This is a genomic window from Sulfitobacter sp. 1A12157, from assembly GCF_043557345.1.
GTDB lineage: Bacteria > Pseudomonadota > Alphaproteobacteria > Rhodobacterales > Rhodobacteraceae > Sulfitobacter.
Genome location: NZ_JBIFFV010000001.1, coordinates 79654 through 92998 on the forward strand (window position 1 = coordinate 79654; position 13345 = coordinate 92998).

15 protein-coding genes are annotated in these 13345 nt (G+C 64.8%); 4 read left to right on the forward strand and 11 right to left on the reverse strand.

Going from position 1 to position 13345, the window contains the following annotated elements; genetic code table 11:
• Positions 1-104 precede the first annotated feature (104 nt).
• Positions 105-1115 (reverse strand): NAD(P)H-quinone oxidoreductase, encoded by a 1011-nt coding sequence (locus tag ACGYLC_RS00445; RefSeq protein ID WP_394420994.1) that lies wholly within the window; start codon positions 1113-1115, stop codon positions 105-107.
• A gap of 97 nt (positions 1116-1212) precedes the next feature.
• On the opposite strand from ACGYLC_RS00445, the gene ACGYLC_RS00450 reads away from it, so the two are divergent.
• Together ACGYLC_RS00450 and ACGYLC_RS00455 are read left to right on the forward strand one after the other, a co-directional pair.
• Positions 1213-2442, forward strand: coding sequence for a class I adenylate-forming enzyme family protein (locus ACGYLC_RS00450; protein WP_394420995.1), 1230 nt, complete (start codon positions 1213-1215; stop codon positions 2440-2442).
• Positions 2439-3545, forward strand: coding sequence for an acetyl-CoA C-acyltransferase (locus ACGYLC_RS00455; RefSeq protein WP_394420997.1), 1107 nt, complete (start codon positions 2439-2441; stop codon positions 3543-3545). The genes ACGYLC_RS00450 and ACGYLC_RS00455 overlap by 4 nt, the downstream gene beginning before the upstream one ends.
• 32 nt (positions 3546-3577) lie before the next feature.
• Here ACGYLC_RS00455 and ACGYLC_RS00460 read toward each other — a convergent pair whose 3' ends face one another.
• The 4 genes from ACGYLC_RS00460 to ACGYLC_RS00475 all read right to left on the reverse strand — a co-directional run bounded on the left by ACGYLC_RS00460 (position 3578) and on the right by ACGYLC_RS00475 (position 6255).
• Positions 3578-4123, reverse strand: a complete 546-nt coding sequence (locus ACGYLC_RS00460; protein ID WP_394402585.1) for a biotin transporter BioY — start codon at positions 4121-4123, stop codon at positions 3578-3580.
• A 61-nt stretch (positions 4124-4184) separates the two neighbouring features.
• Positions 4185-4781, reverse strand: coding sequence for an energy-coupling factor transporter transmembrane protein EcfT (locus ACGYLC_RS00465; protein WP_394420998.1), 597 nt, complete (start codon positions 4779-4781; stop codon positions 4185-4187).
• A complete protein-coding gene (locus ACGYLC_RS00470) occupies positions 4756-5490 on the reverse strand; it encodes an energy-coupling factor ABC transporter ATP-binding protein (protein WP_394421000.1) in 735 nt (244 codons plus the stop codon). Before ACGYLC_RS00470 ends, ACGYLC_RS00465 begins: the two co-directional genes overlap by 26 nt.
• Before the next feature lie 72 nt (positions 5491-5562).
• The gene (locus tag ACGYLC_RS00475) at positions 5563-6255 is read right to left on the reverse strand and encodes a COQ9 family protein (RefSeq protein ID WP_394421003.1); all 693 of its coding nucleotides are present in this window, start codon (positions 6253-6255) and stop codon (positions 5563-5565) included.
• Positions 6256-6365: 110 nt separating this feature from the next.
• Between ACGYLC_RS00475 and rpsU the strand changes: the two genes are divergently transcribed.
• Positions 6366-6572, forward strand: a complete 207-nt coding sequence (gene rpsU / locus ACGYLC_RS00480) for a 30S ribosomal protein S21 (protein WP_007118112.1) — start codon at positions 6366-6368, stop codon at positions 6570-6572.
• 255 nt (positions 6573-6827) lie between these two features.
• Here rpsU and ACGYLC_RS00485 read toward each other — a convergent pair whose 3' ends face one another.
• Entirely contained in the window at positions 6828-7286 is a 459-nt protein-coding gene (locus ACGYLC_RS00485; protein ID WP_120351940.1) for an Lrp/AsnC family transcriptional regulator, read from the reverse strand.
• 138 nt (positions 7287-7424) lie between these two features.
• On the opposite strand from ACGYLC_RS00485, the gene ald reads away from it, so the two are divergent.
• Entirely contained in the window at positions 7425-8543 is a 1119-nt protein-coding gene (gene ald / locus ACGYLC_RS00490; RefSeq protein ID WP_394421005.1) for an alanine dehydrogenase, read from the forward strand.
• 62 nt (positions 8544-8605) lie between these two features.
• Here ald and mscL read toward each other — a convergent pair whose 3' ends face one another.
• The 5 genes from mscL to pheT form a co-directional block, all read right to left on the reverse strand.
• Positions 8606-9037, reverse strand: coding sequence for a large conductance mechanosensitive channel protein MscL (gene mscL, locus ACGYLC_RS00495; RefSeq protein ID WP_394402595.1), 432 nt, complete (start codon positions 9035-9037; stop codon positions 8606-8608).
• A gap of 105 nt (positions 9038-9142) precedes the next feature.
• A complete protein-coding gene (locus ACGYLC_RS00500; RefSeq protein WP_394421007.1) occupies positions 9143-9340 on the reverse strand; it encodes a hypothetical protein in 198 nt (65 codons plus the stop codon).
• Entirely contained in the window at positions 9297-10382 is a 1086-nt protein-coding gene (locus tag ACGYLC_RS00505; RefSeq protein WP_394421008.1) for a histidine kinase dimerization/phosphoacceptor domain -containing protein, read from the reverse strand. Before ACGYLC_RS00505 ends, ACGYLC_RS00500 begins: the two co-directional genes overlap by 44 nt.
• A gap of 89 nt (positions 10383-10471) precedes the next feature.
• Positions 10472-10915, reverse strand: coding sequence for a YtoQ family protein (locus ACGYLC_RS00510; protein ID WP_394403295.1), 444 nt, complete (start codon positions 10913-10915; stop codon positions 10472-10474).
• A 20-nt stretch (positions 10916-10935) separates the two neighbouring features.
• Positions 10936-13332, reverse strand: coding sequence for a phenylalanine--tRNA ligase subunit beta (pheT, locus tag ACGYLC_RS00515; protein WP_394421010.1), 2397 nt, complete (start codon positions 13330-13332; stop codon positions 10936-10938).
• Positions 13333-13345: the final 13 nt, after the last annotated feature.

Below are 13345 nucleotides of genomic sequence, written 5' to 3' on the forward strand. Positions count from 1 at the left end.
TCAATGCCTTTCGGCTCTCTCTCCAACACGGGTGGTCAGCGTCCCGGCCACCCGTGCCTACAGTAAACGAAATACTGGTTAACAATTCGTTACTGTCTCAAGTTTTACTGATCTTCTTCACCTTGCAGTTCACCGCCCACCTTCAGGACGATCTTGCCGATATGGCCGCTTGCCTCCATCCGGCGATGCGCGTCATTCGCCTCGGACAGGTCATAGGTGCTGTCCATCACCGGCGCGACGCGGCCCTGTTCCAACAGGGGCCAGACGTTCTGCAAAAGCTCCTGAGCAATCCGCGCCTTGGCCAGATCGCTCTGCGGGCGCAGGGTCGATCCGGTCATGGTCAGGCGGCGGGTCATCAGCGTAACGAAGTTCACCTCTTGCTTGGCCCCTTGCAGGAAGGCGATCTGCACCAGCCTGCCGTCCTCGGCCAAGGCTTTGAGGTTGCGGTTGATATAGCTGCCGCCCACCATGTCGAGGATCACATCCGCGCCGCCCTCGGTCTGCATGACATCGACGAAATCCGTGTCCCGGTAGTTGATCGCCACCTCGGCCCCCAGCTTCATACAGGCCGCGCATTTGCTATCGGTGCCCGCGGTCACGAAGACCCGCGCGCCCAAGATGCGCGCCAGTTGGATCGCCGTGGTGCCGATGCCGGAAGAGCCGCCGTGAATCAGCACTTTCTCTCCGGCCTTCAGCCCACCGCGCATGAAAAGGTTCGACCAGACGGTGAAGAAGGTCTCAGGCAGGCAAGCGGCTTCTTTCAGCCCCATGCCTTCGGGAATGGGCAGGCAATGCGCTGCGGGGGTGGCCACATATTCGGCATAGCCGCCGCCGGGCAGCAGGGCGCAAACCAGATCGCCCGGGGCCAGCGTCGTCACCCCCGGCCCGACTTCGACCACCTCGCCCGAGGCTTCCAACCCCGGCAGATCGCTGGCGGTGGCGGGCGGCGCGTAGCGGCCCGCGCGCTGCAGCGCATCGGGGCGGTTCACCCCGGCATAGGCGACCTTGATGATGACCTGACCGTGTTTCGGCTGGGGCCGCGGGCGGGTGGTGCCTTGCAGAACGTCCGGACCGCCGGGTTCGGTGATTTCGATTGCACGCATGGTCTCTGTCATGTCTGAAGTATCCTCGGGTCTGGTTTCGCCGCAGCCTAACGGGCGGCCCCGGGGCGTGCACCCGGAATCTGAGACCCGACAAAAGAGGGAGAGGCGGATGCGCGCGCAAGGCAGGTTCAATTGGCATGAGGCCGCACGGCTGTATGCGGGGGAGCGGGAACTGCGCCGCGCGCCCACGCGTCAGCACGACAGCTTCCGCGCCTTGCCAGCAACGCCCGCCTTCGATGCGCTGGCGGCCCTAACCACAGCGATCATCCAGCAAGCCCCCTTCTGCCTCAGCGACCGCCCCCTGCCCGATGACATCGCCTGCCCGCCCGCTGCCTTTCTCACCCTCACGGGCGGCGCGTCGGGGCGGCCCAAGGCGGTCCGCCGCAGCCAAGCCTCGTGGATCGCCAGTTTTGAGGTCAATGCCGACCGGTTCGCCCTTACCCCCCGCGACAGCGTGGCCGTGTTGGGGCAGCTCAGCCATTCCCTATCGCTCTATGCGGTGTTGGAAGCGCTGCATCTTGGCCTCGACGCGCATGTACTGGCCGACCACGCCCCCCGGCGGCAGGCGGCTCACATTGCCGAGGCCGGGGCGACGATCCTCTATGCCACGCCCACGCAACTCCGCTTGCTTGCCCGCGCTGCCGCTGCTCCGCTGCCCTCGCTGCGCTTGGTTCTTTGCGGCGGCGGCGCGCTTGATACGGCAACACGGGTGGCGGTGGCGCGGCTCTGCCCCCATGCGGCAGTGCATGTCTTCTACGGCGCGGCAGAGACGAGTTTTATCACGCTGGCCGATGCCGATACGCCCGAGGGCGCGGTGGGCCGCCCCTATCCCGGCGTCGAGCTGCGGCTTTTGAATGCAGAGGGTGAACCCGCTACTGATGTTGGCGAGATCTGGGTGCGCAGCCCCTACCTCTTCGATGGCTACGCCCTCGGCCACAGCGAAGAGACCCGCTGTCAGGAGGGCTTCGTGACCGTGGGTGAGATGGGCGCGCTGGATGCAAGGGGCAACCTCTGGATCAAGGGGCGGCGGCAGCGCATGGTGCAGATCGCCGACCAGTTGGTTTTCCCCGAAACGGTAGAGGCCGTGATCAGCGCCCAAACCGGCCTGCCCTGCGCGGTTCTGCCCCGAGACGATGCGCTGCGGGGGCAGCAGCTGGTCGCGGTGGTCGAGGCCGCGGCAGGAGACCCGCCCGCCGAAAAAATCATCGCCCTCTGCCGCGCGACGCTCGGGCCGCTCGCCTCCCCCCGGCGGGTCTATTTCCGCCCCGACCTTCCCCTGCTGCCCTCGGGCAAGCCCGACCTGCGCGCGCTTTCGGACTGGGTGGAGGGGCAAAGGTGACCCGCGCCTATATCGTCTCGGCCTGCCGCAGCCCGGTCGTCCCGCGCGGCGGGGCGCTGGCGCATCTTTCCCTACCCGCGCTTGCCGCGCCGGTCCTTACTGCTGCCCTCAGCCGCGCGGGGCTGGGCTCTGCGCAGGTCGACGAGGTGATCTGTAGCACCGCCCTCGGCCCCGGCGGCAACCCCGCCCGCAGCATCGCCTTGGCTGCGGGGCTGCCCGAACATGTCGCCGGCCTGAGCATCGACCGGCAATGCGCGGGGGGACTGGACGCGCTGGCGCTGGCGCGGCAGATGGTCCTTTCTGGCGCCGCCGAAATCGTCGTGGCGGGCGGGGCCGAAAGCTATTCCCGCCAGCCAATCCGCTACCGCACCTTCGCCGATGGCCGCCCGGCTGAGGCCTATAGCCAAGCGCCCTTCACCCCATGGCCCGAACGCGACCCCGACATGGCGGAGGCTGCCGCGGCGCTAGGTTGGTCCCAAGGCATTTCCCGCGCCGCACAGGATGACTGGGCCGTGGAAAGCCACGCGAAGGCCCGCGCGCACCCCCCAACCGAAGCGGAACTGGTGCGGCTCGCGGGCGTCTTAACCGATGCCTTCACCCGCCGCCTCACCCCCGCGCTTTGCAGCCGCGCCAAGGTGCTTTCCGGCGACATCACCGCCGCCAATGCCGCCGTCGCCGCCGATGCAGCGGCCTTTTGCGTCGTCGTGTCAGAGCGGGTGGCGGCGCCCCTCGCCCTGCCGAAAGTCGAACTCATCGCGGCGGCGACGAAGGGCAGCCGCCTCGAAGAGCCGGGGCTGGCCCCTTTGGTGGCCATCGGGGACGTCTTTCGCCGCACCGGATTGCAAGCCAGCGATCTGAACCGCGCCGAGATCATGGAGGCCTATGCCGTGCAGGCCATCGCCTGCGTCACCGGCGCAGGGATCGCGCCGCGGATCGTCAACAGGGGCGGCGGCGCCTTGGCGCGCGGGCATCCAATTGGCGCCTCGGGCGCGATCAATGCGGTGCGGCTGTGGCATGAGTTGGTGGCGCGGGGATCGGGCACCGGCTTGGCGGCGATTGCCGCCGCCGGGGGGATCGGCTCTGCCGCGCTGATGCGGCTGTAGCGGCCCGCCCCCATGGGGAGCGGGCCAATCGTTTAGCTGCGCGACAGCACGCTTGCGGGGCGCGCCTTGGCCAGACCGGAGGTGATGAACCCCGCCAGCACGGCTTTGATCAGGTCACCGGGGATGAAGGCTTGGACCAGCAGGGTTGCCTCGACCAGCGTTTTGTTCAGCGTCATCATCATGCCAAAGATGCCGAAGGCATAGACCACGAGGATGCCGCCCAAGACCGCCGACACCCCAGCCGCGAGGCCCACCGGCGCGCTGCGCCACTGGTCCATGATAAAGCCGGTCACGAAAGCCCCGATCGGGAAGCCGATGAGGAAACCCACGGTCGGCGAGGCAAAGACGCCCAGACCGCCACGGCCCCCGGCCAGAAGCGGCAGACCCAGCGCCACCAGCGCCACGAACAGCAGTGCCGCAAGGCCACCGCGCCATGCGCCCAGCACCGTGCCACAAAGCATGACACCCAGCGACTGCGCCGTGATCGGCACGCCGAAGCCAAGCGTGAATTTCGGAATCAGGCCCAGCGCCGCGATCAACGCGGCAAAGAGGGCGATCATGGTCAGATTGCGTTCCATTGGGAGTATCCTTGGGTTGAATTTTCCATTGCCTAGGCCACCCCCCTGCCCCGGTCAAGCATTACAGCCCGCCCCGCGCGCGCAGCGCCTCGGCCACATGTTCGGCGTCATCAATGGCCAGAACCGTAAAGGGCATCACCACGCGCCAGCCCGCCCGCCTGCGCGACCGCGCCCGCCATGCCAGCGACAGCATCTGCCCCTTGGCCGCCAGCACCGGGGTGAAACGCACCACCAGCGCCACGGCCAACTCAAGGCTGCGCGTGCGCAGCCCGAAACGGCGCAGCGGGGCGGCGAGCCAATGCACAACCCCCATCATATCGCTGAGCTTCGTGGTCATGGTGACAAGGTTCGCCAACCCCACGGCGGTGACCATCCGCAGCGCGATCACGAGCCCCGCCTCCGCATCGTCGGTCAAGACATGCCACAGCAGGATCAGCCCGACGAAAGGCCAGAGCATCCACAGACGCCCCACCCCGGCCCGCAGGAAGGCCCGCCCCGGCAAGGCATAGAGCAGCAGCATCCCCGCACAGAAGAGGATTTGCCAAACCGGCTCCTCCACCCCGAAAAGCAGCAGGGTGGCCGCGCAGAGCGCCCCCAGCTTGGCCCCGGCGGGCCAGCCATGGGCGCGGGTCTCAACCGGCGAGGTCAGAGAGATCATCGCTCGCCCCCAATTCCTTCATCCGCGTTTCAAAGGCGCGCAGCACCGGGCGGGCGCTGCCTTGCTGGACGACCTCGCCGCGCTCCAGCCAAAGGGCGTGATCGTATGCCGCCACCGCCGCCGGATCGTGGGTGATATGGACCAGGGTCAGGTCCAGCCCCGCCAAAACCCGTTCAAGGTGCAACCGCGTGGGGATGTCGAGCCCGGCAAAGGGTTCGTCCAACACAACCACCCGCGGCTGCATCGCCAAAACCGCCATCAGGCAAACCAACTGCCGCTGCCCTTGGGAGAGTTGGTGGATCGACGCCTGCGCCCAATGGCGCTTGTCGAATTGACCAAGGATCGCCGCCACCCCCCGCGCGGCCTCGGCCTTGGATTGGCCCATTTGCCGCAGACCAAAGGCGAGTTCCTCTTCCACGGTGGGAAAGATGATCTGATGGTCCGGGTTCTGAAACAGGATACCCACCGCCCCGATCGCGCGGCGGCGGTCCCGGGCCACATCGACCCCGGCAATCCGCACTTGCCCCTCATCGGCGGCCACGAGCCCCGACAGAACCCGCGCAAAAGAAGTCTTGCCCGAGCCGTTGCGGCCCAGGATTCCAATCCGCGCGGCATCGGACCTCAAGCTCACATCCCGCAGCACCGGCGTGCCGCCGGGGGTGTAGCTGATGCTGTCGATATCAATGAGCGGAAGGGTCGGGTTGGTCATCGGGCGCCTGTGGTAATACCGGATGCCCCGCCCTACCACCTGCCGCCCGGGCGGGGAAGCCCGCAGCGCGCCTCAGCTCGGCGGCGTCCAACGGCCCGGCAGATCGGGATCCCGTTGCCCGCGCGGCGCCTTGATATGGCTCAACAGCCAGTTCGGCCCGGCCATCAGACGGCTCAGCGTCGGGCTTTCACGCACATGGGATTTGAGCTTTTCGATCTGCATCACATCGTCGATGCGCCGGTCGAGGAAAGACCATGTTGCCTGATGCCCCTCGCTGGCATCGCCCAGCCAGTAGAGCAGCGTGGCCGAATAGACCCCCGATAGCGTGGCCCGCTTGCTGTACCAATTCACATCTTCCGAAGTATCGCCAAGGGCGGTCCAAATCTTATCGCTGGTCTCCCAAATCAGCCCGGCCCCTTCGGGCGCGTGATGCGGCAGGGCAAAGAGCGTGCTGCCCCGCCGGATCGCTTCACGATCCCCGGCTTCGAGCCGCAGGCGCACCGCCTTGGCGATACGGTCCCTAAACCGCAACTCCGACAGAGCGGCCTGCGCCAAACCTTCGACCATCTTGGCGTCACCGCGCCGGTGATAGGCCACGGCGAGATCGACCGCCCCGCGCGGGCAGACCGCACGGGCCAGCGCCGGGTCCAGACCGCTGTCTTTGATCGCGGCATTGAAGGTCGCGGGCGACCAGCCGTCAAACGGCACGTGCATCAATGCGGCATCAAGCAATTGGTCCTTTGGGTCGGCCTTGGGCAGTGTCATGGCGGGCTCCTATCGCGGCGTGATGGGGTGGACAAACGTGATATAGGCTGTTATAGGTCCATTTCCTGCAATTCCTTGCAACTTTATCCTAGAAAGGTGGTGACAACCACATGCAGGTTAGTGTTCGCGACAACAACGTCGATCAGGCCCTTCGGGCTCTGAAGAAAAAGCTCCAGCGCGAAGGCGTTTTCCGTGAAATGAAGCTCAAGCAACATTTCGAGAAACCGTCCGAGAAAAAAGCGCGCGAGAAAGCTGAAGCGATCCGCCGTGCCCGTAAGCTGGCACGCAAAAAAGCGCAACGCGAAGGTATGATGTAAATCATCCCCGCGACACGCGACAGATATAGAACCCCCGGTGCCCTTGGCAGCGGGGGTTTTGTTTTGTGGGGGAGCGCAGCGGAGCCGGGCAGCGCCAGACCGCGGGATGGCGCTCGAAGGCCCTCCAACTAGGCAGTTTATGGCGACTACCCATGTGAAGGGCTTCGGGCCAGCACTCCGATTGCAAAAGCGCCAGCCCGTTCGGGCGGTCTGACGCTGCCCGGCGGCCTTCGGCCTTGATTCCGGGCTTTCCAACTACACCGGCAGCGCCGTGGTCTTGCAGACCGTCCTGAGGGCAAAACTCGACTGCATCTGCGCCACGCCGGGCAGCCGCGCCAAATGCTGACGGTGAATCCGGGCGAAATCTTCCGTGTTCTCGGCCACGATCTTCAACAGGTAATCCGCCGTTCCCGCCATCAGGTGACATTCCAAGACATCGGGAATGCGCGAGACCGACTTCTCGAAAGCCTCCAACACCTCTTCGGCCTGCGCCTGTAAAGTGATCTCAACAAAGACCGTCGTCGGCATATCCAGCTTGCGCGGGTCCAAGAGGGCCACATAATCGCGGATATACCCTTCCTTTTCCAACCGCTGCACACGGCGATGACAGGCCGAGGGCGACAGATGCACCACCTCCGACAATTCGGCATTGGACATCCGCCCATTGCGCTGCAAAGCCCGCAGAACACGCCGATCAATCTCATCCAAGGCCATATGCGCAATACTTTCGCGTAAAGGGGTAGTTGAGCGCGATTATATTCGAAGGATGCGCCCCTTGGCGACCCCAATTTCGCAGCGATATGCAAGGCAGATGTGATAAGCCTGTCCCACTACGGAGGAGGAGTGACCCCCATGAAAATCGGATGCCCGACAGAAATCAAACCGCAGGAATTCCGCGTCGGCCTGACGCCCAATGCCGCACAAGAAGCCATTGCCCACGGGCATGAGGTTATCGTGCAGGCGGGGGCCGGGGTCGGCGCGGGCTTTGAGGATGCGGATTACACCGCCGCCGGGGCGCGCATCATCGACACGGCCGAGGAAATTTTTGCCACGGCGGACATGATCGTCAAGGTGAAGGAGCCCCAAGCGGGCGAACGCAAGATGCTACGCGAAGGGCAATTGCTCTTTACCTATCTGCATCTCGCGCCCGACCCGGATCAAACCCATGATCTGCTGGCATCGGGCTGCACGGCGATTGCCTATGAGACGGTGACCGACCGCAATGGCGGCCTGCCCCTGCTGGCTCCGATGTCCGAGGTCGCAGGCCGTTTGGCCCCCCAGGTCGGCGCATGGACGCTGCAAAAGGCCAATGGCGGGCGCGGCGTGCTGATGGGCGGCGTGCCCGGTGTTGGCCCGGCTAAGGTTATGGTCATCGGCGGCGGCGTCGTCGGCACCCATGCGGCCCGCATCGCCGCGGGCATGGGCGCGGATGTGACCGTGCTCGACCGCTCCCTGCCCCGGATGCGCTATCTCGATGACATCTATGGCGGCACCTTCAAAACCGCCTATGCCAGCGCGGGCAACACCATCGAACTGGCGCGTCAGGCCGATATGATCATCGGCGCGGTGCTGATCCCCGGGGCGGCGGCCCCCAAGCTGATCAGCCGCGCGCAACTGTCCGAACTCAAACCCGGCGCGGCGCTGGTCGACGTGGCAATCGACCAAGGCGGCTGTTTCGAGACTTCCAAGGCAACAACGCACCAAGACCCGGTTTATGAGGTCGACGGAATCATGCACTACTGCGTTGCCAATATGCCCGGCGCCGTGGCGCGCACCTCGACGATCGCGCTTGGCAACGCCACCATGCCCTTCATGCTGGCACTGGCCGACAAGGGTTGGAAACAAGCCTGCGCGGATGACCCGCACCTCAAAGCTGGGCTAAACGTCCACGCGGGCAAGCTGACCTATGCCGCCGTGGGCGATGCGCTTGGGATCGACAGCATCACCGCGGATCAAGCCATCGCGAGCTGAACGACAGCGGCTAAACAAAAGGCCCGCCAGAGTGGCGGGCCTTACCATTTCGAAAACCGCGCTCAGCGCGTTTTCAATGCGTCGCGAATTTCCAGCAATACATCGAGTTGCGACGGGCCGGTCTTGACCTCTGGTGCCACCTCATCCGGCTTTTCCGCTGCCGCCTTCACCCGGTTCACCATCTTCACCAAGATGAAGACCACGAAGGAGATGATGAAAAAGTTGATCACGGCCATCAGGAACGAGCCATAGGCAAAGACCGAAGCCCCCGCTTCCCGTGCCTGCTCAAGCGAAGCATTGGCGGGCACATCGCCCGACAGCACCGCGTAGTTGTTGGTGAAATCCACCCCACCGGTGAAAAGCCCGACAATCGGGTTGATCATATCGGCGACCAACGACGACACGATCGCCGTGAAGGCCGCGCCGACGATGATGCCGACGGCCATGTCCATGACATTGCCCTTGGCGATGAAATCTTTGAATTCTTGAATCACAGTTCTGTCCCTATTTTGCTGCGCGCCGATGGCCCCGCTGTCTCACATGATAGTGCGGACTGCCGCGTAGAGCGGTCAATAAAGTTTTCCGATAAATCGCCCGTTTTACGGCTCTCGGGCCGCTTGATCCCGAAAACAGACCCGCAAAAGCGCGCCTTCGCTGGTAAACTCGGTGGTCAGACGCCCGTTCAACTGTTCGGCGGCCGTGGCCATCAGCATCCGCCCAAGCCCCGTGCTATCGGCCCCCGGAACGGCACCGTCATGGCCGCAGCCATTGTCGCGACATTCCAAAAGCCAGCCCAAAGACCCCTCCTGCCGCCGGAGAGAGATTTTTGATCTCCCCTGCCCGGTCCCCGGCAAAGGCGTGTTTGATTGAATTGGCCACGAATTCGCTCACGATCATGCCAAGAGCCGATGCCTGCGCGGCCTGCAACTCACCCGGCGCGGCCTCGCAAAAGATGGCGACGTGATCCGGCGCGCCGGCAGAGAGGAGCTTGTTCAGCTGTTCGAGGTAGGACTTGGTTTGCACCTTGCTTCGGCCACCCTGCCCCATCAATTCACTATGCAGCGATGCCACCGCGCCGAAACGGCGCTCGACAAGGGCAAGCACATCCCTGGCGTCGGGGTCTTGCACCTTGCGTGTCGCCATGCGCAGCAGGGAGGCGATGGTCTGGAACGAGTTCTTTACCCGGTGGTCCATCTCAGCGCGCAAAGCGGCTTCGATGCGGATCTTCTTGCGCAGTTCCAACTGCATCATCACATGACGCGACAGGGTTTGCAGCGCTTGGCGCTGGAAATCGGTCAAGGTCCGCGGCTTGGTATCCAGCACGCAGAGCGTGCCAATCGGCTGGCCATTCGGCGCGACAAGGTTTGCGCCGGCGTAGAATTTCACCCGAGGATCGCCAACATGCAGCGGATTGTCCGAGGTGCGCGGATCCGCCCCCATATCCGCAATCTCGGTATAGCCCTCGTCGAGAATGGCATGAGAGCAGACCGATTGATCAAGGGTCGTCTCATGCGGTTCGAACCCGACGCGCGCCTTGAACCATTGGCGATTTTCATCCACCAGACTGATCAGAGAGACGGGCGTTTCGCAGATTTTGGACGCAAGCTCGACGATGTCGTCGAAATCAGCTTCGGCTTCGGTATCGAGAATATCGTAGGAATAGAGCGTCTCAAGACGCTCGTCCTGCTCTGCGGGCGTGTCGGCTAAAATGGACCTTCTCCTTCCAAAGTTAACCCGCCGCGCAGCTATGGCACGACAGCGGGGGTCGGATATGGCCTGCCTTTCGGGGGGCAGATCTGGGCTGCTGAACCTCCAGCTTCGTGAAGGTTTAGCCCGCAAAGCAGCGGCGTCCACCTCGCTGCCGAATCGTTTTGCGTATAAACCCTTGATAAATGTTAAATTTTGATGCGGCTAGCCCTGCATCCGCATCAGCCCGGCAGCGTGCCGGTCAACACATAGCGCAAAATCTCGACCACCTGCGCAGGCTCGGACGCCACCGCGAGCGCGGCGGCGTCGACCTCTTTCAGCGCATGGGCGTGGTCGGGGCCGTGCAGGATGATCAGCGATTTGCCAAGCGCGGCGGCATAGCCCGCGTCGAAGGCCGCGTTCCATTGCTTGTATTGATCGCCGAAACGCACGACGACGACATCCGCCTCGGCAATCGCCTTGCGGGTGCGGATCGCGTTGATCTGCGCGCCCTTGCGGTCGTGCCAGAACTTGTCGTCCTCCGGCCCGAGGATCGCCACGCCGCAGTCATCAGAGGCGGCGTGGTCGGTGACGGGTGCGGTAAAGGTCACGTCGAGACCCTTGGCCCCTTCAGTGATCTGTTCGCGCCAATCGGTGTGGATCTCACCGGAGAGGTAGACTTTCATCGCTTCGGTCCTTCCTTGATTCAGCCGCGCAGCACGCCGCCGGTGGCCTTGGTCACCTTCTCGACCACCTTAGCACCCACGGCCTCGATGTCTGCATCCTTCAGCGTCTTGTCGCTGGGCTGCAGGCGCACGGTGAGGGCGAGGGATTTCTTGCCCTCGCCGAGGCTGCCGCCGATGAACTCGTCGAAGACGCGGACGTCTTCGATCAGATTCTTGTCGGCGCCCTTGGCGGCATTGACCAGCGTCAGCGCCTCGACATCGGCGTCGATCACAAAGGCGAAGTCACGCTCGACCGCCTGCAGGTCGCTGATCTGCAGCGCCGGGCGCGTGGCGCCGGTGTTGCGCGGCAGCGGCACTTCGGCGGGGTAGAGGGTGAAGGCCATCGCCGGACCTTTCACGTCCATCGCCGCCAGAACGCGCGGATGCACCTCGCCGAAGACGCCGAGCACCTTTTTCGGGCCGAGGCAGATCTTGCCGTGACGGCCCGGGTGCCACCACTCATCAGCGCCACGCAGGATCTGCACCTTGGCGGGCGCACCAATGGCGGCCAGTACCGCCTCGGCATCGGCCTTGACGTCGAAGACATCCACGGCGCGCGCCGCGCCATGCACGTCGCGCGGCCCGGTGCGACCGACCAGAAGGCCAGAGACCATGACCTGCTCCTCGCCCGGCTCACCGCCAGAGAAGGCGGGGCCGACCTCGAACAGCGCCATGTCGGCAAAGCCGCGCGCCTGATTGCGGGCGGCGGCCTGCAACAGGCCCGGCAGCAGGTCGGGGCGCATGTGGCTCATGTCGGCGGAGATCGGGTTCTCCAGCCGCGTCGCATCGGTGCCACCGCCAAACAGCGCTGCCGAGGCTTGGTCAATGAAGCTGTAGCTCACGCATTCGTTGTAGCCGAGCGCCGCGGCCGTACGCCGTGCGGTCTCCACGCGGCGTTGCATGGGCGAAAGCACCGGGCGCGGCACGCCCGTGGTCAGGCGCGGCAGGGGCTTGCCTTCAAGCTGCGTCAGCGAAGCGATGCGCGCGACCTCTTCGACCAGATCGGCCTCGCCCTGCACGTCCGGCCGCCAGCTTGGCACCTGCGCCATGTCGCCGTCGAGTACGAAGCCAAGCGCGGTCAGCGTCTCGCGCTGCGCGCTTTCGGGGATCGTCATGCCGACAAGCGATTGCACCCGCGCGGCGTCGAGCTTGTAGGCGCGCGATGTGTCCGGCACCTGCCCCGCGACCACGACCTCGGAAGCCTCGCCGCCCGCGTGATCGAGGATCATCCGCGTGGCATGCTCAAGCCCCTCGGGCGTGAAGGCCGGGTCGACGCCGCGCTCGAACCGGTAGCGCGCGTCCGAATTGATCTTCAGCGCGCGGCCCGCATAGGCGATCTGCACCGGATCCCAATAGGCGCTCTCGACAAAGACGTTCACCGTCTCCTCGGTCACGCCGGTGGCCTCGCCGCCCATGATGCCTGCGATGCTTTCCACGCCGCTGTCGTCGGAGATGACCATCTGGCCCTCCTGCAGGGTGTAGGTCTTCTCATCCAGCGCGGCGATCTGCTCGCCGCCCTTGGCGCGGTGCACGCGCAGGTTGCCCTTGACCTTATCGGCGTCGAAGACATGCAGCGGGCGGTTGCGGTCGAAGGTGAAGAAGTTGGTCACATCGACAAGGAACGAGATCGGCCGCAACCCGATGGCGCGCAGGCAATCCTGCAGCCACTGCGGGCTGGGGCCGTTTTTCACGCCGCGGATCAATCGGCCGTAGAACACCGGGCAGCCGTCGAGCGTATCCTCGTCGATGCTGACGGAGATCGGCGAGGCAAAGCTGCCCGCCGCCGCATCGCAGTCGCGCGGCTTCAGCTTGCCCAGACCCCGCGCCGCGAGGTCGCGCGCGATGCCGCGCACGCCGAGCGCATCGGGGCGGTTGGGGGTGATGGCGATCTCGATCACCGGGTCGACTTTCGCCGGGTCATTCTCGGCCAGCCAGTCGATGAAACGATCACCGGGCTTGCCCGAGGGCAGTTCGATGATGCCGTCATGCTCCTCGCTCAGTTCCATCTCGCGCTCGGAGGCCATCATGCCAAAGCTCTCCACGCCGCGGATCTTGCCGACGCCGATGGTGGTGTCGATCCCCGGCACATAGACGCCGGGCTTGGCCACGACGACGGTGATGCCCGCGCGGGCATTGGGCGCGCCACAGATGATCTGCATGACACCCTCGTCGGTCTCCACCTGACAGACGTTCAGCCGGTCGGCATCGGGGTGTTTCTCGGCCGATTGCACATAGCCGAGGGTGAAGTCGGCCAGTTTCGCCGCCGGGTTCTCGACGCCTTCGACCTCGAGGCCGAGGTCGGTCAGGGCATAAGTGATCTCATCAATCGACGCCGTGGTGTCGAGATGGTCCTTGAGCCAGGAAAGGGTAAATTTCATGAGTTCATTCCAA